Annotated in this window: 17 protein-coding genes; 10 read left to right on the top strand and 7 right to left on the bottom strand. The window is 61.0% G+C overall.

The window, feature by feature from the left end:
* Nucleotides 1-45 precede the first annotated feature (45 nt).
* Nucleotides 46-1890 carry an NHL repeat-containing protein gene (locus tag FKL89_RS01180; RefSeq protein ID WP_156860899.1) on the top strand — a complete coding sequence of 615 codons (1845 nt, stop codon included), beginning with the start codon at nt 46-48 and terminating at the stop codon, nt 1888-1890.
* 69 nt (nt 1891-1959) lie between these two features.
* Here the strand turns inward: FKL89_RS01180 and FKL89_RS01175 are convergent, their stop codons facing one another.
* Both FKL89_RS01175 and FKL89_RS01170 read right to left on the bottom strand, forming a co-directional pair.
* Nucleotides 1960-2604: a choice-of-anchor C family protein gene (locus tag FKL89_RS01175; protein ID WP_162527352.1), complete on the bottom strand. Its 645-nt coding sequence runs from the start codon at nt 2602-2604 to the stop codon at nt 1960-1962.
* Nucleotides 2605-2711: 107 nt separating this feature from the next.
* Nucleotides 2712-3779, bottom strand: coding sequence for a hypothetical protein (locus tag FKL89_RS01170; protein WP_156860897.1), 1068 nt, complete (start codon nt 3777-3779; stop codon nt 2712-2714).
* A gap of 420 nt (nt 3780-4199) precedes the next feature.
* On the opposite strand from FKL89_RS01170, the gene FKL89_RS01165 reads away from it, so the two are divergent.
* The 3 genes from FKL89_RS01165 (at nt 4200) to FKL89_RS01155 (ending at nt 7429) form a co-directional block, all read left to right on the top strand.
* Nucleotides 4200-5351, top strand: coding sequence for a delta-60 repeat domain-containing protein (locus FKL89_RS01165; RefSeq protein ID WP_156860896.1), 1152 nt, complete (start codon nt 4200-4202; stop codon nt 5349-5351).
* Nucleotides 5348-5719, top strand: a complete 372-nt coding sequence (locus FKL89_RS01160) for a hypothetical protein (RefSeq protein ID WP_156860895.1) — start codon at nt 5348-5350, stop codon at nt 5717-5719. The genes FKL89_RS01165 and FKL89_RS01160 overlap by 4 nt, the downstream gene beginning before the upstream one ends.
* 165 nt (nt 5720-5884) lie before the next feature.
* Nucleotides 5885-7429, top strand: coding sequence for a hypothetical protein (locus FKL89_RS01155; protein ID WP_156860894.1), 1545 nt, complete (start codon nt 5885-5887; stop codon nt 7427-7429).
* Between the two features lie 65 nt (nt 7430-7494).
* Here FKL89_RS01155 and FKL89_RS01150 read toward each other — a convergent pair whose 3' ends face one another.
* The 4 genes from FKL89_RS01150 to FKL89_RS01135 form a co-directional block, all read right to left on the bottom strand.
* Nucleotides 7495-7863 carry a hypothetical protein gene (locus tag FKL89_RS01150; RefSeq protein WP_156860893.1) on the bottom strand — a complete coding sequence of 123 codons (369 nt, stop codon included), beginning with the start codon at nt 7861-7863 and terminating at the stop codon, nt 7495-7497.
* A 259-nt stretch (nt 7864-8122) separates the two neighbouring features.
* Complete coding sequence (locus tag FKL89_RS01145; protein ID WP_156860892.1) at nt 8123-8572, bottom strand: hypothetical protein; 450 nt, start codon at nt 8570-8572, stop codon at nt 8123-8125.
* Nucleotides 8573-8828: 256 nt separating this feature from the next.
* Nucleotides 8829-9368: a hypothetical protein gene (locus FKL89_RS01140; RefSeq protein ID WP_156860891.1), complete on the bottom strand. Its 540-nt coding sequence runs from the start codon at nt 9366-9368 to the stop codon at nt 8829-8831.
* Between the two features lie 42 nt (nt 9369-9410).
* The gene (locus tag FKL89_RS01135) at nt 9411-11774 is read right to left on the bottom strand and encodes a penicillin-binding protein 1A (RefSeq protein WP_156860890.1); all 2364 of its coding nucleotides are present in this window, start codon (nt 11772-11774) and stop codon (nt 9411-9413) included.
* 228 nt (nt 11775-12002) lie between these two features.
* On the opposite strand from FKL89_RS01135, the gene FKL89_RS01130 reads away from it, so the two are divergent.
* Genes FKL89_RS01130 through FKL89_RS01105 form a run of 6 tightly spaced genes read left to right on the top strand, consistent with a single transcriptional unit; the run spans nt 12003 to nt 17766 of the window.
* Entirely contained in the window at nt 12003-13079 is a 1077-nt protein-coding gene (locus FKL89_RS01130) for a pilus assembly protein PilM (RefSeq protein WP_238363450.1), read from the top strand.
* Nucleotides 13076-13714 (top strand): PilN domain-containing protein, encoded by a 639-nt coding sequence (locus FKL89_RS01125; RefSeq protein WP_156860888.1) that lies wholly within the window; start codon nt 13076-13078, stop codon nt 13712-13714. Before FKL89_RS01130 ends, FKL89_RS01125 begins: the two co-directional genes overlap by 4 nt.
* 9 nt (nt 13715-13723) lie before the next feature.
* On the top strand, nt 13724-14359 hold the full coding sequence (locus FKL89_RS01120; RefSeq protein WP_156860887.1) for a type IV pilus inner membrane component PilO: 636 nt from the start codon (nt 13724-13726) through the stop codon (nt 14357-14359).
* On the top strand, nt 14356-14880 hold the full coding sequence (locus FKL89_RS01115) for a pilus assembly protein PilP (RefSeq protein WP_156860886.1): 525 nt from the start codon (nt 14356-14358) through the stop codon (nt 14878-14880). Before FKL89_RS01120 ends, FKL89_RS01115 begins: the two co-directional genes overlap by 4 nt.
* Nucleotides 14877-17108, top strand: coding sequence for a type IV pilus secretin PilQ (locus tag FKL89_RS01110; protein ID WP_156860885.1), 2232 nt, complete (start codon nt 14877-14879; stop codon nt 17106-17108). The genes FKL89_RS01115 and FKL89_RS01110 overlap by 4 nt, the downstream gene beginning before the upstream one ends.
* Before the next feature lie 52 nt (nt 17109-17160).
* On the top strand, nt 17161-17766 hold the full coding sequence (locus tag FKL89_RS01105) for a shikimate kinase (protein WP_156860884.1): 606 nt from the start codon (nt 17161-17163) through the stop codon (nt 17764-17766).
* A 171-nt stretch (nt 17767-17937) separates the two neighbouring features.
* Here FKL89_RS01105 and FKL89_RS01100 read toward each other — a convergent pair whose 3' ends face one another.
* Nucleotides 17938-19293: a hypothetical protein gene (locus tag FKL89_RS01100; protein ID WP_156860883.1), complete on the bottom strand. Its 1356-nt coding sequence runs from the start codon at nt 19291-19293 to the stop codon at nt 17938-17940.
* Nucleotides 19294-19412 lie beyond the last annotated feature (119 nt).

Below are 19412 nucleotides of genomic sequence, written 5' to 3'. Positions count from 1 at the left end.
ATACTATTGGCTTGTACCAACGCGGGGGCGCTGAGGACATGAAACATGCAAGCCTTTTGCGCTCGTCGCGCTGGCCGCTCCGCCCGTCGCTGGCCGTTTGCACTTGTTGCGTTGCTGCTGGCGGCACACGCCGCTAGCCTGCTCGCGGCCCCTGGCGATCTCGATAGCGGCGGCTTCAACGCCGCCAACCCCATCATCAGTGATCGCGGCAAGGCGCTGGCGAAACCCGGTCGCTCATCTGCCGCCCCCGACAACGCGCGCGGGGTGGCGGTGCAGGCCGATGGCAAGGTGCTCGTGGCCGGCAGTTGCAGCGGCCTCAGCACCAGCAAACTCTGCGTGGTGCGCTACCACCCGAACGGCACGCCGGATCTCACGTTCAACCCGAACGCAACGCAAGGCGGCCTGCAACCCGATCTGCAAGCGGGTGAGCTGATCATTGAGGAGACGCCGGGCCAGAGCCTGTTTGGCATGGTCGCGGTGCAGCCCGACCAGAAGATCATCGTCGCCGGCACCTGCAGCAATCTCACGTCGGGCTATTACGACTTTTGCGTGGTCCGCCTGCTGCCGGATGCCAGCCTCGACACCAGTTTCAATGCCGGCGGCACAACGCCGGGCGTGGCGACCGTCGCACCCGGCCCGTTCTACAACGTGGCGTCCGGCTTGATGCTGCAGGCGGATGACAAGATTGTGATCGTTGGCTCCTGTGGCGCTTCACTGGTTGCCAATGCGATGTGCCTGTCGCGCCACAACAGCGACGGCACCCTCGACACCAGCTTCAACGCTGGCGGCACGCTGCCCGGCACCCGCATCGAAGCGATTGGCAACAGCTCCTACGCAATGGCCGCCGCGCAGCAAAGCGACGGCAAACTGGTGGTGGCGGGCTCCTGCCTGAACAACGCCAACACCGAGTTCTGCCTGTTGCGACTCACCACAGCGGGCGCGCTGGACAGCGCATTCGGCAGCGTCGGCAAGGTGATCACCCCGATCAGTACCGATGAGGATGCCGCCAAGGCCGTGGCGATCCAGCAGGACGGCAAGATCGTGCTCGCGGGTGCATGCTCAACGGGCGGCGCGTTCAGCACCGGCGCGATCACCCGGTATTGCGTTGCCCGCTACAACAGCAACGGCACACTCGACGCCACTGGCTTCAACGCCGCTGCACCGGTGCTGGCGGATCGCGGCAAGCTGCTGTTCGCGTTCGACTCCGATTTTGATGGCGCGTATGCCGTGTTCGTGCAGCCCGACGGCAAGGTATTGCTTGGCGGACGCTGCCGGGCAGGATCGGTGGCCGGCACCGGCGTGTTCTGCAGCGCACGGCTGCTTGCTGATGGCAGCCTTGACGGCACCTGGGGCTCGGGCGGCAAGGCCATTCAGCCGAGCATTGCCAACGAACGTGACCTCACCTACGCGGCAGCGCTACAAACCAACGGTTATCTGCTGCTGGCCGGCAACTGCTATCGCGGCTCGTCCGACGCCTTCTGCCTGGCCCGCTTCGAAGGCGGCCCCTACACGCCGCCCGCCTGCACGCTCAACATCGATGGCAACATGGCGGTGGACGCGGCCACCGATGGCCTGCTGATCGTGCGCTATCTGCTCGGGCTTCGCGGCGCAGCGCTGACCGGCAGCGCGGTCGGCAGCAACCCGGCCCGCAACACCGCGCAGATCGAAGCCCATCTGGCGGGGTTATTGCTGGCCGTCGCCCTTGATGCTGACAACGATGGCCAGATGCTGGCCACCACCGACGGATTGCTGATCCTGCGCGCCCTGATTGGGCTCAGTGACACAGCGCTGACAGCAGGCGCAGCAAATTCAGCGCACCCGAATGCGCGCAACGCGCAGCAGATCCTCGCATGGATTGCTGCAACTCACGGCGCCTCCTGCTTGCCCTGAGCAGGAGCGATCACGGCGCAAGATGGCGCAGGCGGCGCCACCGTCGCCATCAACCAGTGCGTCTTGCCGTCAGCCTTGCCGCTGGCGGCGGCGCAGGCCCAGCCAGGTTGCCGCTGCGATTAGAGCGGCTCCGCCCAACCCGCCACCCAACTGCACCGCTGCGGGGCCTGAAATCTGGGTGACGCTGACGTTGTCAATCGCCGCGCCCGCACAGCTGTTGCCGCCACCTTGTACCCCACCGAGCAGTGACAGTGTCGTTGTACTGCCCGTGGCGATGAAGGCAAAGCTGACGGTGGTCCAGCCCATATTGGAGCCGCTGCGGCCCGCCGTGTTGAACGTGAAGTTTGCAGTGGCGCTGGCGGCTGAAGCCACCAGCGTCTTGACGCCGCCGTCCGGGTTGCCGGCCAGGGCAAGACTGACCACGTAAGTGCCGCCGGCAACGGTGTCGAAGGTCTGGCTTACGCCGCCGCTGACACCGCAGGACAGTGTGTCGATCGAGCGCGATCCGGCAGCGGCGGTCCAGGCCGCCCCCATGTAGTCGATGCCATCGCCGATCACAGTCCAGCCGGTAATTGCGGTGGAGCCGGTTGCCAGGGTGTCAAACGACCCGGTATTGTTCAGTGTCCCGGTCTCGAAGCTGCCGTTCTGAAACGGAGCCGCCAGTGCCAGCGTGGAAACGCTGGCCAGTGCCAGCGCGAGCAGATGTTTACGCATGACGGATACCCCCGGAACGGTGTGGTCGCAGATTTTGTTGCCCGCAATGCTAGGCGGCAATGTCAGCCAGCGCAAGCGAACACCGGGCAACAGCACCGCGACCAGCGCTAACCGCCCTTGCGCTCCCATGCGGGTATCGGGGCAGTCGCTGAGCCGCCGGACGGATACATGCGGTCATAGTCCGCCTGCTGGCTGCGAATGCGATCATGCATGAGCCACCACTGCGGTGGCTCCTCTGATTCAAGTGTCGGATGCTTGAAGTAACCGAAGGCGCCGCTGCCAGCAATCTGGTTCTTCAGCCATTGTGCTGCGAGACGGCAAGCCTTCCATTCGCGCACGGCGGTCGTTTCGCGGGTCGGCAGATCACCCCGGAACGGCATGCCGCCCATGCCGGAGTGAGTAAGAAAGAAGTATCTGCGCGACAGCGAGCCACCCGATTCCACCGGAGACACGCCCATGGTCCAGTCGCGCGACAACACTCCCGGATCGCGTTGCATGCTGATGGTGTGCTTGACGTTGCCGGGCACCACGAAGCTGCCAGGATTGTCCACCGCGTTCCACGAACCCTTTTGCCGTGCCGCACTGTTCTCGCGGTAGATCTCGTTTTCCATGCGACGACCATAGGCGTCGGCGACGCGGACAGAGCGGACGTCGTTCTTCTCGCCGCGGCTGATGACGTACTGCGGGCCGAGCCGTTTGGCTTCCGTTGCCGTATCAAAGCTGTCGTCGTATTGATCAATGATCTGACCGATCGACGCCTCGGTCAAACCAAGCGTTACCTTGACGCAATCAATCAGGATCAGCTGATCGACCGTTACGCCGGCCTTGCCCAGGGCCTGACAGACGCGCAATGCAGAGTACGCGCCACGGCTGTAGCCCGCTACCGTAATGCGCGGGTTGCCGCCGAGCGCACGGCGGCGCTTGAGGATGAATTCGATCGGCCAGCTCACGCATTGCGGCACCATGAAGCCACCAAGATCAGGGCCGGCGAACCAGTGCTTGTCGTAGTTGGGCTGCGCCGGGTCATAGCGCGCACCCGCTCTGCCGCCATTGGCGACGCTGCCTTCATACAACTTGCCGATGAAGGTCATCGCGTTGTCGAAGGGGTCCATGATGTGGCGCGCCTTCGACTTGTCTGGCGTGGTGCCGTCGATACCTGCGAAGATGTCAGCCATGTCCAAGGCTCCTTACCGCGCTGCGCTGCACACTGTACGGTGCAACGTACTTCGCTGAGTATAGGCAGCCGGCGATGCGCTGCCGCCACCGCGCCGGTGGAGCCACGTTACAAATGGTTAATTGACGATTGCTCGTTGGCGCGTTTTCGCCGGATTGGACGTCCTTTCAGCAAATGGGCGTCCTCAGGCCGAGTGTCGGAGTGTCCTGCGCCGCCTCCGACGGACTGGCTTCAGCCCAATTCGGTGGAAGCTCATTGGCATCGGCGTAATCTTGCTGCTGGTGCAACACGAAGCAACTGGACGGCGATCCGCAACTTTTTGGTGACACACTGCGGGATGCTTTTGCCGTAACGCTGCAACCAAACTGAGCAGGTGGCCTTATCGTGTGTCACGGCACAGGCTCTTGATGATCGGACAATCATGTTGATTCGCTCGAACCGCAGTTTCTGGTGTCTCATGCTGGTCGTGCTCACGGTCGGCCCATTGCCGGCCGCGCTGGCGCAAACGCCGGGCAGCCTCGATACCTCGTTTGGTGGTGTCGGCTTTGTCTCGACAGCGGTGAGTACCGGTGCCGGTGACGACCGTGCCCGCGCGATGATGCTGCAACCCGACGGCAAGATCGTGGTGGTGGGCGCCTGTGACAACAATTTCTGCCTGGTGCGTTATCACACGGACGGGACGCTCGACAGCAGCTTCGGCATCGGCGGACGAGTCAACGAGACACGGGCCAGCACCACTCTCACAGCCTACAGTGCGGCGTTGCAACCGGATGGCAAGATTGTGGTGGTGGGCAACTGCATTGTTGGCCTGACCGCAACCATGTGCGCGGCCCGGTTCATGGCCGACGGCAGCCTCGACAGTGCATTCGGCACCAGCGCGGGCTGGACTTTGCCCAATGTGACCAGCGGTGGCGATGTTGCTAAAGCAGTGGCACTGCAAACCGATGGCAAGATTGTGCTGGCCGGTGTGTGCACGGGATTCGCGAGCCCGACGGCGGCCGACTTTTGTCTTGTCCGGCTCAATGCCAACGGCACACTGGACACCACTTTCAACACCACAGGGATGGTGACGGCTTCCTTCGGCGGCGGTGCCATCAATCAGGGCGCCAATGCGGTTGCCATCCAGACCGACGGCAAAATCGTGGCGGCGGGCTATTGCGACGCGGGTACGTATGACAACATTTGTGTCGCCCGCTTTCTTGCCAATGGCACTGCGCTCGACGGAACCTTCGGCGGTGGAAGCGGCCGTGTCGTGACCCAGGCGGTGGCCAGCATGCACAATCGCGCCTACAGCCTGGCGCTGCTGCACAACGGCAAGATTCTGGTCGGTGCGGAGTGCGGTTCAGCGACTTGCGGTGCGCGTTACAACCCGGACGGCACGCTGGACGCGTCGTTCGCCACCGGGGCGTCTTTGGCCCCGGCGGAACGACGTCGTACGAGACCCTTTCCGGTGGACTCGCGCTGGCTTTTGACGGCAGCTTTGTTCTGGCCGGGTGGTCCAATCCAGGCGCTGGTATTGATGGCCGCAGGGCGTTCTACTACTCCCCTGCTGGCGCACTTGTTGCCGCTATGATTTCGCCGCTGGCCGGTAGCTGGTATATCGACGGCCAAGCGCGTGGCTGGAGCGCAGCCGTCATGCAACCCGATGGCAAGGTAGTGCTGGCGGCACCACAGGCGCAGTCAGGAGACAGTACCAAAGGCGATTTTCTGGTGGCGCGCTACCACGGTTTCCCGTCGGAGGCGCGCAACTGTTCGCTTGATATCGACGGCGACGGTGTGGTGTCGGCAACGACCGATTCACTCATGCATGCGCGCATCGCGCTGGGCATGACGGGCAGCGCGGTGACCAGCGGCATCACGTTTGCGCCCAACGCGCTGCGTTCAAACTGGGCTGCGATCCGCACCTATCTGGTGACGCAATGCGCGATGGTGATCCCGTAGCGACGTGGCGGGCAGAACAGCGGCGCTGAGGTGGTTTGCTGCTGGCTTCACTAAAGAGCCGGCGCCTGGCGCAAACGGACAAGGCACTTCGTCTTTCCGCCTGGATAGACCAGAAATCAAGGCGTCAGCCTCGCTGCGGCGCCAAATAAATGAGGGTTCAAAACGATGAAGCTGCTTCGATTTGTTTCGTTGCTGTTGCTTTCGCTCACGCTGCTCACACGCACTCACGCCATGCCTGGGGGGCACGACGCGGCGTTTGCCGCAGCGCACGGTGCGATCTACTTCACCCCGTCGAACACCACCGACGATCAACCGTCGGCGGTGGCCATTCAGCCCGATGGAAAAATCGTGGTCGCCGGCGCCTGCAAGAACCCCTCGTTCTATTACGTCTGCATCGTTCGCCTCAACAAAGACGGCTCGCTCGACACCAGCTTCAACAGCACCGGCAAGCTGCTCACGTTCATCGGTCCGGGGAACGACAACATACTGGCCATTGCCATTCAACCGGACGGCAAGATTGTGGTTGCCGGGACGTGTGACAGTGCAGCCAGCGGCGGCAAAAGGAATTTTTGCCTCGCACGATATTCCAGCGCAGGAGCGCTCGACCCGACGTTTGTCGGGCCGAATGGCACCGGCGCTGGCCGTTTCCACATCGCGATAGGGCTCGGCAACGACATCCTGCGGTCGATGGCGCTTCTGGCAGATGGTCGCATCATCGTGGCCGGGGCTTGTGTCGAAGGTGCCAGCACCGAGTTTTGTGTGGCGCGCTTCACGCCGACCGGCGCGTGGGACAGCACACTGGTGGGCCCCAATTTGTCCAGCAACGGCCGGTTCATCAAGAGCCGCACGGCTGGAGTGGATTACGGAAATTCGATTTTGCTCACGCCAGACAACAGCTTCTATGTTGTCGGCGGATGCAGCGATGACTTCTGCTTTGAAGGCTTCAATCACAACGGCACCAATAACGCGCTGGGAACGACCACCGCTATTGGTCCCAGCACTGACATGGTGTCGTCTGCACACTTTCAACCCGACGGCAAGGTGGTGGTCGTTGGCGAGTGTGACAACGCCTCGAGCGTCCGTGAGTTCTGCTTCCTGCGCAAAAACCCCAACATTCCCGGGCTCGACAACTCGTTCCGCGGCCCAGGTGCAGCGGGAAGTGGCAAGTTCAGCTTCGCTGTCTCCGCCGATGGCAGCAGCGCCTACGCCAGTGCCCTCGCACCGGATGGAAAAATCGTTGTGGTCGGCGGCTGCTATGTCGCCGCCGAGGCGCGAACCAAGCTCTGTCTGGCACGCCTTGATTCATACGGCGAGCTTGACGCGAGTTTTGACATCGCTGGCAGCGGCAACGGCAAATTCATCTTCGCGCCAAGTGGCGGAGTGAGCCTGGGCAGCGCAGTTGCGCTGGAGGCCGATGGCGGCATCATCGTTGCATCCGTTTGCTCGGCATCAACGGGCGCCAACTACGACTTTTGCGTGAACCGGTTTCAGGGCGATGCCTACACTGGCGCCCGCTGCACAATGGACATTGACGGCGATGGTGCAATATTGGCGACCACCGACGGCCTGCTGTTCTCGCGCGCGGCGATGGGCCTCACCGGCACGGCGGTCACCAACGGCATCACCTTCAGCCCAAGCGCAACGCGAGCGGATTGGGACAGCATTCGCGATTATCTGAACCTGCACTGCGGCATGCGCACCAACCGCTAACGCGCGCGCCGCGCGCAAAAAAGGCAAGCCTTGCGGGCTTGCCTTTTTCCTTTTGGCGTTGTCGTCTAGCCGCGGGCGGGTCCGTGGCCGCGCATCGCCTTGCGTGCTTCCTTCAGTTTGGCCATTTCGTCCGGGGTCAGCACTTGCGCAAGCTTGGCCTTGGTGCCGTCGCCGATGGCTTTCATCTGTGCGTGGGCGGCTTCGCGGGCGGCCGGATCGCCGCGCTTGCCTTTCATCGACTCGAACACGGTACGGCGCTGGTTCTGCGCGTCGGTCATGATGGCGGTCACCTGTGCCGCGCGGTTGGCATCGAGATTGAGAATCTTGACGATGCGCTCGCCCGGCTGATGCATGCCCATGCCGCCAGGGCCTGCGAATGCGGCGCCGGTAGCAAGCAATGCTGCTGCGATGAGGGTGGTCTTGAACAGTTTCATTGCGGTCTCTCTTTCGTTGGCGTGGTGACTTCCGTCACGCGGTTCTTGATGAAACGGAGCGCTGCCGGTCAGAGTAAGGGGGTTGGGTAGCGCTGATTGCCTTGGTGACTATTTGAACGCTCGACGACGGAAAAAAGCCGCGATTGGACCAGCTGGTTTGTAAGAAAGTGTGTTCGCGGACGATCACGCAGTTGCTGCTGGCAACAAAAAACCCCGGGCGCCGTGAAGCGGCCGGGGTTGGTGACTGGGTCGTGCGCGGTTAGCCGTGCTTGTGTTCGCCACCCTGCGGCTGCGGCCCGTGGCCACGATGCATGCGGTGCCCGGCGGTAGCGTCACGCAGCTTCTGCAGTTCATCGGCAGTGAGCACTGCGGTCAATTTGGTCTTGGTACTGTCGCGCAGGGCGATCATCTTGTCGCGGAAGGCCTGCTTGCTGGCGTCGTCATGGCCGGCGGTCTTGCGCGACTCCCACAGCGCTTGACGCTCCTTGCGTTCGTCGGCGAGGATGGCGTTGACCTTGTCGGCGCGGGCGGCGTCGAGGTTCAAAATTTTGGCGATGTCGACCGGCTGGCGCTGCATGCCCATGCCCTGGCCCATCGGCCCCATGCCCTTGTGCATGCCGTCGCCACCCATCGGGCCGTCGTGGGCGAGGCTGGCGCCGGCCGCGATGAGCGTGGATGCAATGAGGGCGGATTTCACGATCTTTTTCATGTCCTGATTCCTTGCTGAATGTGATGAGGAGGAAGAAACGCTCTTCAGCGCCTGACCGCTACATGGACTCGCGGCAGCGCAAAACAAGCGGTTTCATCGCCTTATCGTTTGTAACGATTTGTTCGGCTGCGGCTTCGTCAGCACAGGACGATAGTCAGCTTTTCAGCGGAGCTACGGCGGCATATGGCGTATGGGCAAGAAACGGCAATAGTCGACTATTGCCGTTTGAGGCCCTGAGCCCTTTTCAAATAGGGCTTTAGCGCAAAAGCTGCTGCAGTTGCGAGCCGCTGAGACGATGCTTGTGGCGTGGGTCGGGCGCGCGCCCGCCTTCGCGCACGACCAGCCGCATCGGCCAGTCGCCATCGACGATTTCGTACTGCGCCACGCCATCGCGACCGAGATGCGGCGTGAACTCGACGTCGAGGTCGATCAACGCGTACTCGACTTCTTTGGGGTTGTCGGGTGTCAGCTCGATGCGGATTTCGCTGCCGGCATGCGCCCAGCCCTCGGCCACCGGGCCAACCAGTGCCGGATTGAAGCGCTGCAAGGCCTGCATCGCCTCCAGCGCGTACTCGCGCTGCGCCCGCAGTTGGGCCACCCACTCCGCGCCGCCGTAAAGCGCTTGCCAAGTCTGGATTTCGGCGATGATTTCGGCGTCGGAGGGCTGTGGCGTGCCGTGTGCGGCGAGCCCGAGTTCGGCCGCTGCCTTGCGGCGCGCCAGCGCCCAGTCGGTCAGCTCGGATTCGACAATGATGCGGGCGGCCGTCGCCGCCAGCGTAGCGCGTTCGTGGGCCATAGGGATCGGGCAGGCGCCGCGTGGACGAGGCTTTGGCGCCTGTCAGAACAGCTGCTGCCGCACCTCTTCGTCCTGCTTGCTGCGACCGCCTTCGTTGCCGGTGAGCGGATCGACAAAGCGGCGCGGTGGGAACTCGGAGTAGAACCAGTCCGACACCGCACCAGTATCCACCAGCCCCTCGCCGTCGCCGCTGACCGTGGCGCTGACCACGCCGCCCGGCGGCTTGAGCGGGATTTCCGGCACGCCTTTCAGCGCCGTCTTCATGTAGTTGATCCAGATCGGCAGCGCAACGCCGCCACCGGTCTCGCGTTCGCCAAGCGACTTCGGCTGGTCGAAGCCAACCCAGGCGACGCCCACCAGCGACTGATTGAATCCGGCGAACCAGGCGTCCACGCTGTCGTTGGTGGTGCCCGTCTTGCCAGCCAGATCGCCACGGCCTAGCGCCATCGCCTTGGCGGCGGTGCCGGCGCGCACCACGTCGCGCAGCATGGTGGTCATGATGAAGGCGTTACGCGGGTCGATCGCCTGCTCGGCGTCCTTGCCCGCCACCACCGGCGATTCTTCGAAGATGACGGTGCCCTTCGGATCGACGATCTTCTTGATGAAGTAGGGCTTGACGCGGTAGCCACCGTTGGCGAACACCGAGTACGCGGCGGCCATCTGCATTGGATTGGTCTGGCCTGCGCCAAGCGCGAGCGTCAGATAGGCCGGGTGTTGCTTCGGGTCAAAGCCGAACTTGGTGATGTAGTCCTGGGCGTAGCTCGGCCCGATCGAGCGCAGCACACGGATGGAGACCATGTTCTTCGATTTCGCCAGTGCGGTACGCACCCGCATCGGGCCTTCGAATTTGCCGTCGTAGTTTTTTGGCTCCCAATCCTCGCCGCCAGTCTGCGCGGCCGGGAAGAACAAAGGCGCGTCGTTGATGACGGTAGTCGAGGTAATGCCCTTCTCCAGCGCCGCCGAATAGATGAACGGCTTGAACGAGGAACCGGGTTGCCGGCTCGCCTGAGTGACGTGGTTGTACTGGTTTTTACCGAAATCGAAGCCGCCGACCAGGCTGCGCACGGCGCCGTCGTTCGGATCCAGTGCCACCAGTGCCGCTTCCACCTGTGGCAGTTGCGTCAGGCGCGGGGCGCCCTTTTCATCCTGCGTCATGCGCAGCACGGCGCCGCGGCGCAGGCGCTCGCCGGACGAGGCGTTTTCGGCCAGCGCATTGCGCACGAAGCGGATCGCCTCGCCTTCCAGGGTGTAGGTTTCGCCTTCGCCACGGGTGATGATCACACGCTTCGGACTGGCTTCGAGCACGACGGCGGTCAGCAGGTCATCGGCGTCGGGAAACTGCGAGAACGCGGTTTCGATTGCTTCGGCGAGGGCTTCCTTTGACTCTTTCGTCTCCTTGCCGTCTTTCGGCGGCGCCGGCAGTTCGACGTAACCTTCGGGGCCGCGGAACGCCTGCCGCCGCTCGTAGTCCAGGACGCCACGGCGAAGCGCCTGGTAGGCCGCCTCCTGATCGCGTGCCTTGATGGTGGTGGTGACCGAAAGCCCGCGTGTATAGGCGGTTTCCCCCACCAGATCGAACACGAACTGGCGAACCATCTCGTTCAGGTACTCGGAATGGACGGTAGGCCCAGTGTCAGTCTTGAGCGTCGGCGGGGCCGCGAGCGCCGCCTTGTAGTTGGCGTCGTTCAGATAGTCCAGCTCGTGCATCCGGCGCAGCACGTATTGCTGACGCAGGGCAGCCCGCTTCGGGTTGACGAAAGGATTGAACGACGATGGGGCCTTGGGCAGCCCGGCCAGCATGGCAGCTTCAGCGACGGTGACTTTTTCCAGCGGCTTGCCGTAATACGCCTTGGCAGCCGCGGCGAAACCATACGCCCGCTGCCCCAGGTAGATCTGGTTGATGTACAGCTCAAGAATCTGATCTTTAGTCAGGTCGCGCTCAATTTTGAAAGTGAGCACTACCTCATTGGCTTTTCTCAGGTAACCGGCAACCCCGGAACGTTCCCGCGTGAGGAAGAAATTGCGGGCCACCTGCATGGTGATAGTGCCGGCGCCAGACCGTGGTCCGCCCATGGTGTTGGTGTAGGCAGCGCGCAGCGCGGCAAGCCAGTCAACGCCGGAGTGCTCGTAGAAATTGGCGTCTTCCGCAGCGAGGATTGCCTGGCGGACATGGACCGGCACCTCGGCCAGCTTGACGATGCTGCGCCGCTCCTCGCCGAACTCGGCCAGCACCGTGCCCTCCTCCGACAGCACGCGAAGCGGGAGCTTGGGCTGATAGTCGGTCAGGACGTCAAGCGACGGCAAGCGGGCGCTGATCAACGCCCAGACAAGGGTTCCGAGCACGCCGCCTACCAGCAGCAGCCCCCCCAATACGGAAGCAAGGTACACCACCCAACGCTTGAACATTGACGTCCCTTATTTCCCCCGGAGGCTGATTCTGGCTGATTATTCCCGCCATGCCGCGAGGTCGCCGCCGCAAGACTGCTGTTATGCCAATGTTGTTTTTTTCGCCGATTATAGGCTGCCAAATCCGGGGCACGGCTTGCCACGGCGCGAGCCTTATGCAACACTCCTCACTCAACTTAAAGTTTCAGGCGACAAAAGTGGCCTAAACTCTCAATGCAAAAAGATTTTTTGGCTCAGCTCCGGGGCGCATTTGGGGCAAAAAGTACCCCGCTCATCGGCGTTGACATCAGCAGCACCTCGGTGAAGCTGGTCGAGTTGGCGGGGACTCGGCAAAAACCCGAACTCAGTCGTTACACGATTGAGCCTCTGCCGCGAGATTCGGTCACCGACGGCAATATCGCCAATGTTGAGGCGGTCGGGGCGGCAATTGAGCGGGCGTTGCGCAAGCTCGGTTCGCGCACAAAGGGTGCTGCCGCGGCACTTCCGACCAGTATGGTGATCACCAAGCGCATTACGCTGCCAGCGACCGAGCGGGAAGACGATCTTGAGCAGGCGGTAGAAGGCGAGGCGAATCAGTACATTCCTTTCGCACTTGACGAAGTTAACCTCGACTACGCGGTTATCGGCCCGGTTGCCAACGATGACACCCAGGTTGAGGTGATGATCGCCGCCGCCCGCCGGGAAAAGGTGGAGGATCGCGTCGCTGCGCTGGAGTCCGCCGGCCTCAAACCTGCCGTAATGGACGTCGAGGCGATGGCGGTGATGAGCGCGTACGAACTGATGGCGGAGGCGCTGCCCGGCAAAGGGATCGACCAGAACATCGGGGTACTGGACGTTGGCGCCACCTCGACGCGGTTTTATGTTTTCCGCAATGACGAGCAGATTTTCATGCGCGAGAGCCCCTTTGGTGGCAATCAGCTGACGCAGGAAATCCAGCGGGCCTACAACATGACCAACGAAGAAGCCGAAGCAGCCAAGCGTTCCGGCAATCTTCCGGCAAACTACGACAACGATGTCCTGCGCCCCTATGTTGATACCTTGGCGATCGAAGCGGCGCGGGCTTTGCAGTTCTTCCTGACCTCCAGCGCGCAGGGCCAGCTTGACTACATGTTGCTGGCCGGTGGTTGCGCTTCGCTCCCTGGCCTCGCCGATGCAGTATCACGACGGACCAACGTGGTTGCCTCAGTTGCCAACCCCTTTTCAGAGATGGGCTTAAGTCCGGGTGTGAAGTCGCGTCAGCTGGCGGCTGATGCGCCAGCGCTGCTCGTTGCCTGCGGTCTCGCAATGCGGAGGTTTGACGCATGATTCGCATCAACCTGCTGCCGCACCGCGCGGCGAAACGCGCGCTGCGCAAGCGCGAATTCAATCTCATCCTGATTGGCACCGTGATCGGGGTTGCGGCCCTCTGGTATGTCGGCAAACTCTATCTCGATGAGCGCATCGCATCACAACAGCGCCGCAACGATCTGCTGGTTGCCGAGAACAAGAAGCTCACCGAGCAGATTGACGAAATCAAAAAACTGAAGGATCAGACCGCCGCGCTGCTGGCCCGCAAGCAGGTCGTCGAGACCCTGCAGGTCAACCGAAGCGCATCGGTAAAACTGCTTGACCAGTTGGTGCGCCAACTGCCGGATGGGGTGTACCTGAAAGCAGTCAAGCAGAACGGTCAAAAAATCAATCTGATCGGGCTTGCGCAGTCAAACGCACGGGTTTCCACATTAATGCGCAACCTTGAATCATCGCCTTACCTGCAAAACGCCGAGCTGGTGGAGATCAAGGCGGTGAACGACAAAAACCAGCAGCGCACCAACGAATTCAGCCTCAACATCAGCCTTAAGGGTATCGAGGCCCCCGCCAAGGCCGGCCCGACGCCTGCGACCGCCGCAACGCCAGCGGCGCCGAGTTCGCGCGAAAAGGTCATGCAGGCAATCACGAAATAGGGCGCAGCTATGACTTTAGACGAAATCCGACGCCTGAACCCGCGTGACATCGGGGTCTGGCCTCTCCCGGCAAAGATTGCAGCGGTCTTGCTGCTGATTCTGGTGTTGCTTGGCGCTGCTGCTTATTTCGGGTGGATGCCACAGTACGAGGAACTCGAGGGCAAACAAAACCAGGAACAAACGCTGCGTCAGGAATACACAGCAAAAAAAGCACAGGCGATCAATCTCGATCTTCACATCCAGCAGTTAAAAGAAGTTGAGCAGCAGTTTGGCGCCTTGTTGCGCCAGTTGCCCAGCAAGAGCGAGATGGACGCTTTGCTTTCCGACATCAACCAGGCGGGTCTGGGTCGCGGCTTGCAGTTTGAACTCTTCAAACCTAGCCAGGAGCGGCTACAGGACTTCTACGCCGAGCTGCCGGTCGATGTGCGTGTCACTGGCAATTACCACGACATTGGCGCGTTTGCCAGCGATGTTTCGCAGCTTTCGCGCATCGTTACGCTGAACGACATCGCGATTACGAACAAGGATCCGAAGGACATGGTGCTCACCATGGAGGCCGTGGCCAAGACCTTCCGCTACCTCGACGACGAGGAAGTCGCCGCCCAGCGCAAGGCCAAGGATGCGCAGAAGGCGCCGAAGAAATGAATGCTCGCTTGCTTACCGGGGGACTGTGCGCAGCGGTCATCCTGCTACTCGCCGGCTGCGGCGGTGGCGAAGACGATGACCTGCGAGCATGGATGAAAGATCAGGGGGCTGCATCACGCGGCAAGATTGAACCCATCCCTGCAATGCGTCCCTACGAAGCGTTTACCTACAACGCTTTCGACCAGGCGGATCCCTTCAAGCCGCGAAAGATTGAAACCGGAAAAGGGGCACGCGGACCCGACATGACCCGACGCAAGGAGGCCCTGGAAGCCTTCCCGCTGGAGACGTTGAAGATGGTTGGCACCCTGCAAAAGGGGCAAGCGATGATCGGCCTGATCAAGGCCAATGACAACCGGGTCTTCCAGGTGCGGCAAGGGAACTATGTCGGACAGAACTTCGGGGTAATCACCACCATCTCCGAGGGCGAGATCAATTTGAAAGAACTGTTTCAGGATGGCGCAGGTGACTGGGCCGAGCGTCAAACGAAGATCATGCTGCAAGAGCGGGAGCAAAAGAAATGAACGTCACTCAACTATTGCGTGCGTTTCGCAAAGGGAGCCGGGCGTCGTTCGTCATGGCATTGTGGGGTGCTTTCGCGCTAAGTACAGCGGCATCGGCACAGAACGTCATTGAGGATGTCGCGGTCGCCAAGGGCGCCGCTGGACGCACGACACTCACTTTCGCGCTGAAAACGCCGTTGGCGGCGGCGCCATCGGTCTTCGCAATCGCGACACCGCCCCGGCTTGTGCTCGACTTCGCAAATACGACGAGTGTTGGCAAGGCGACCAATGAAGTGACCGACTCGGTGCTGCGAAGCTACAACGTGGTGCAAGCTCAAGGGCGTACCCGCGTCGTGCTCAATCTTGTCAAGTCTCAATCGTATGAGGTGAAGTCGGAAGGCAACAAGTTTGCCGTCACTCTGTTTGACGCGCCGGGCACGGCCGTCACTGACTCAGCGCCAGAGACCGGGCGATTCACGGCGTCGACCAAGACCGAAGGTGCAACGTTCGCGTTGCGTGATGTCGACTTTCGCCGTGGTCAGGCTGGCGAAGGTCGGGTGATCGTCGACTTGTCGGATGCGAATTCTGGCATCGACATCAAACCGCAAGGCAAGGTATTGATCGTTGACTTCCTGCGCACCCAGGTGCCGCGCAATCTGGAGCGCAAACTGGACGTATCGGACTTCGGCACCCCTGTAGTGCTGGTCGATACATTCACTCAGGGCAACAACACCCGCATGGTTATTGAGCCCAAAGGCCTGTGGGAGCATTCGGCTTATCAGACGGACAACCGATTGATCATCGAGGTCAAGCCGATTGTCGAAGACCCGAACAAGCTGACACAGGGATCGCGGCCGGGTTACAAGGGGGAGAAGCTGTCACTGAATTTCCAGGACATCGCTGTGCGGTCGGTGTTGCAGGTAATCGGTGACTTTACCGGGCTCAACATCATCGTGTCGGACACAGTTACCGGCAATGTGACCTTGCGGTTGAAGGACGTACCTTGGGATCAGGCACTTGATCTGGTCATGCAGGCTCGTTCGCTGGACATGCGGAAGAACGGCAATGTAGTCTGGATCGCCCCCAAAGAAGAGTTGGCACTTAAGGAGAAGCAGGAACTGGAGGCGAAAGCTCAGGTTGCTGATATTGAGCCGTTGCGCACCGAGATTTTCCAGTTGAATTACCAGAAGGCTGATGATGTGCGCCGGATGTTGCTACCAGGTGCGGGAGGAGGGGGGCAAAGCGGCGCCTCCTCGGGTGGTAGTGGTGGAGGGGTACTCTCCAAACGAGGTAGCGCGACAATTGATGCGCGCACAAACATGGTCATAGTACAAGACACGCCAGCGAAGTTGGCAGAAGTACGTGCTCTCATCCAGAGGATTGACATCTCGGTCAAACAAGTATTGATTGAGGCTCGGGTCGTCATTGCGGATGACAAATTCAGCCGTCAGCTCGGGGCCCGCTTCGGCATCGGTGCCGGCGTGTACAACAATGGCCGCAACATTGGCATCACCGGCACCCCGATTGCGGACCCTAATCAGGCCAACGTACCTGGCACAGGCATAGCGACTGGCTTTTCGCCATCCAGCTACTACTGGCGCATCAAACCTGACACTCAGACCGGAGCTTTGACCGGGGAGTACATCAACTCCGTGCCCTACAACGTGAACCTGCCGGTTAGCAATCCAGCGGGCACCTTGGCGATGACTTTTCTCAATCTTGGCAATGGCAATCTGGTCAATCTCGAGCTTTCCGCAGCTGAGGCGGCGAACCGTGGGAAGGTAATTTCCAGCCCCCGAGTGGTTGCCACCAACAACACTAAGTCTTCGATTTCTCAAGGTCAGGAATTCAAGTTACGCGTGTCCGGTGGCGTCGGTGGCCAGTCGTCCGTCGTCACTATTCGCGCTGTACTTGGTCTTGACGTAACGCCACAAATCACGCCGGATGGCCGCGTAATTCTTGATGTGGATGTCACCAAAGACTCAATCGCGGGCTTTCAGGATGGCAGTCCGATCGTCAATACGCGCCGCGTATCGACCAAGGTGATTGTCAACAACGGGGATACGGCTGTGTTGGGTGGAATCTATGAAGAAGTGATCACTGACTCGACAGACAAGGTACCAGTCCTGGGCGATCTGCCGGCGGTGGGCAACCTCTTCAAAAGAACCAATCGCGGCACCGACAAGCAGGAACTGTTGATCTTCCTGACGCCGCGAATCATCACGGACTCGACTGGTACTGTGAACTGATCTAATACGGTCTGGCAAAAAGCGCGGCCAAGCCGCGCTTTTTTTTGGGCTCATGCTAACGGCGCGCACCTTGAACTCCCGGAACGTATTCCTGATTGGCCTGATGGGGTCTGGCAAGACAACCATCGGCCAGATGCTTGCCAAGCGACTTGGTTTGCCATTTATCGACTCGGACCACGAACTTGAGCGCCGCACGGGAGTTAGTGTCTCAACAATATTTGAGATCGAAGGCGAAGCCGCATTCCGGGCACGGGAAGCAGCGATGATTGACGAACTGACGCGGCGAGATGGCCTGGTGCTGGGCACGGGTGGCGGTGCAGTACTTTACGCGGACAGCAGACGTGTGTTGCGCTCGCGCGGCACCACGTTCTATCTGCACTCCTCGCCCGAGACGTCTTTCGAGCGCGTACGCCGTAATCGTGATCGCCCTCTGTTGATGGTGACCGATCCGCTTGCGAGATTACGGCAGCTGTACGAGTATCGCCACCCCCTATACCGGGAAACTGCGCACCATGTTGTGGAATCGTATCGCGATCGACCAAGCGCAGTCGTTGCGGAAATCGTCGCGTGTCTAGGCAGCAGCGCGACTGCGTCCGATTCCATCCTGCCAAGCGCAGTACCACGGCCCATCGAGGCGCCATCAGGCGGCGAGAAATAGATTACTTGCTACCAGGCGCTGACGCCGCCATTTCGGCGCCAGCTTGTGCGCACACTATGCAGCAGTAACAGTTCGGGACAGTTCCACCACTGTGGCGCCAATCAAAATCTTCGGCGCCGAAATAAAAAACGGCGCCAGGCAATTGGCGCCGTTTGCACTCCTTTGACTAGTCTACTGACAAGTCAGCGTCGCTGACACCACCTTGCCAGCGGAATCGAGCACGATGGCATTGACCGACGTACCAGCCGGGAAACCAGTACTTCCCGGCGGGAACGTGGCCAAAGTTGACCAACTCAATTCCAGCGTCTGCCCATCCGCCAACAACGTGGCAGTGAACCCGGGCTGCGACGCACCAACACGATAAGCCGGAGTACCGCCCGTCACGCTGAATCGGACCGTGCGCGTGCCACTTACGGGGGTGCAGGTGCCGGCGTTCGCAAGGATGGTCATGCTCGGAGGCGAAATTGACAGCGCATCAGGCGTCGGCGGGGTCGGACGGTCCTGCGTGCCAGGTTCTACGTCATAAGACGCAGTAATGGTCCGGCCGGCAACGTCGGTGATCGTTATTGGGGCCGAGTAGGCGCTGCACGTCAACGCCGCGCTATTGCTCGCGGTGAAGATGCCAGCAGAACGGTTGACGATCACCGTTTGTCCGGATGATCCCGGCACGCTCAACGTCATGAATACCGGCAAGCCTGTGGTTACAGTGTAGGGAGGCGTTCCACCATAAATCACATAGTCAGCAGTGCTGGACGGGCATTCGTTCTTGTAAACGCCTTTGACCGTGTACTTTTGCGGGACAACGCTGAGCACAGCGGAGCCATTGGTCAGCTCGATGATCGTAAAGGTCCCATCAACCCGATTGCCGCTGGTCAAGTCGGTCGCGCGGATCAGTACTGCCTGCGACGGAATCACATTGTCAGCTTTGACAGTCACAATGGCCAGGCCGTTCTGATCTGTTACGACCGTTGCCGTCTTTGCGAGGATTGTTCCCGCTTGGTCCAGAACAAAGTTGTAAGGTCCTTGCAGCACGTCAAAACGAACCTGACGATTGGGAAGCGGCAGTGTGTTGGCGCCGCGCAGCAGGATACTCGCCGTGGCAGTTTCTCCGGAACAAATGGATGCCGGCAGGGTGGAAGTAGCAACGGCGCCGCACGGCGACGAAGTACGGGGTGTAATAGTCAGCGTGCCAAGCAGCGGAGACGGCTTCACAGTGACGCTCACAGAGGTCGCCTGGTTGTAGGCGTCACGCACGGTGAGTGTTACTGCCTTCTCCGCTTCTACAGAATTCGCCGTCAACGTAATTGCCGCACCCGAGACGACTTGCGTCACCGGTAACACCACCGAATCCGAGCTGAAGACCTGGAACGGACCGACGCCGCTGTTGATAGTGACTACAGCCGGCGTTCCCGAATACACGTTCAGCGTGCCTGGGCTGACAATCAGTGCTGGTACCGGTGTCGTGGCAAACGGGTCTTTTGCGCCACCACCGCCACAGCCAGCGATCAGTGCGAGCACCGACAGCAAAGCCACTGTTGCCAGCGACTTGATTGACGTTTTCATTGAAATCACGTTTGACCCTTTCTGGCTCTGATGTGCACGCAAAACAGACGCGCAATCAATACTTTATAAGCAACTTCTAGATT

Origin of the sequence: Casimicrobium huifangae (genome assembly GCF_009746125.1) — a bacterium.
In the GTDB taxonomy this organism is placed as follows: domain Bacteria; phylum Pseudomonadota; class Gammaproteobacteria; order Burkholderiales; family Casimicrobiaceae; genus Casimicrobium; species Casimicrobium huifangae.
This window is presented reverse-complemented; position numbering and strand designations above follow the sequence as displayed.

Bases quoted from the DNA above. Each gene is read 5' to 3' on its own strand.
- FKL89_RS01180 (WP_156860899.1), top strand. From the start codon at position 46: ATGCAAGCCTTTTGCGCTCGTCGCGCTGGCCGCTCCGCCCGTCGCTGG.
- FKL89_RS01175 (WP_162527352.1), bottom strand. From the start codon at position 2,604: ATGCGTAAACATCTGCTCGCGCTGGCACTGGCCAGCGTTTCCACGCTG.
- FKL89_RS01170 (WP_156860897.1), bottom strand. From the start codon at position 3,779: ATGGCTGACATCTTCGCAGGTATCGACGGCACCACGCCAGACAAGTCG.
- FKL89_RS01165 (WP_156860896.1), top strand. From the start codon at position 4,200: ATGTTGATTCGCTCGAACCGCAGTTTCTGGTGTCTCATGCTGGTCGTG.
- FKL89_RS01160 (WP_156860895.1), top strand. From the start codon at position 5,348: ATGATTTCGCCGCTGGCCGGTAGCTGGTATATCGACGGCCAAGCGCGT.
- FKL89_RS01155 (WP_156860894.1), top strand. From the start codon at position 5,885: ATGAAGCTGCTTCGATTTGTTTCGTTGCTGTTGCTTTCGCTCACGCTG.
- FKL89_RS01150 (WP_156860893.1), bottom strand. From the start codon at position 7,863: ATGAAACTGTTCAAGACCACCCTCATCGCAGCAGCATTGCTTGCTACC.
- FKL89_RS01145 (WP_156860892.1), bottom strand. From the start codon at position 8,572: ATGAAAAAGATCGTGAAATCCGCCCTCATTGCATCCACGCTCATCGCG.
- FKL89_RS01140 (WP_156860891.1), bottom strand. From the start codon at position 9,368: ATGGCCCACGAACGCGCTACGCTGGCGGCGACGGCCGCCCGCATCATT.
- FKL89_RS01135 (WP_156860890.1), bottom strand. From the start codon at position 11,774: ATGTTCAAGCGTTGGGTGGTGTACCTTGCTTCCGTATTGGGGGGGCTG.
- FKL89_RS01125 (WP_156860888.1), top strand. From the start codon at position 13,076: ATGATTCGCATCAACCTGCTGCCGCACCGCGCGGCGAAACGCGCGCTG.
- FKL89_RS01120 (WP_156860887.1), top strand. From the start codon at position 13,724: ATGACTTTAGACGAAATCCGACGCCTGAACCCGCGTGACATCGGGGTC.
- FKL89_RS01115 (WP_156860886.1), top strand. From the start codon at position 14,356: ATGAATGCTCGCTTGCTTACCGGGGGACTGTGCGCAGCGGTCATCCTG.
- FKL89_RS01110 (WP_156860885.1), top strand. From the start codon at position 14,877: ATGAACGTCACTCAACTATTGCGTGCGTTTCGCAAAGGGAGCCGGGCG.
- FKL89_RS01105 (WP_156860884.1), top strand. From the start codon at position 17,161: ATGCTAACGGCGCGCACCTTGAACTCCCGGAACGTATTCCTGATTGGC.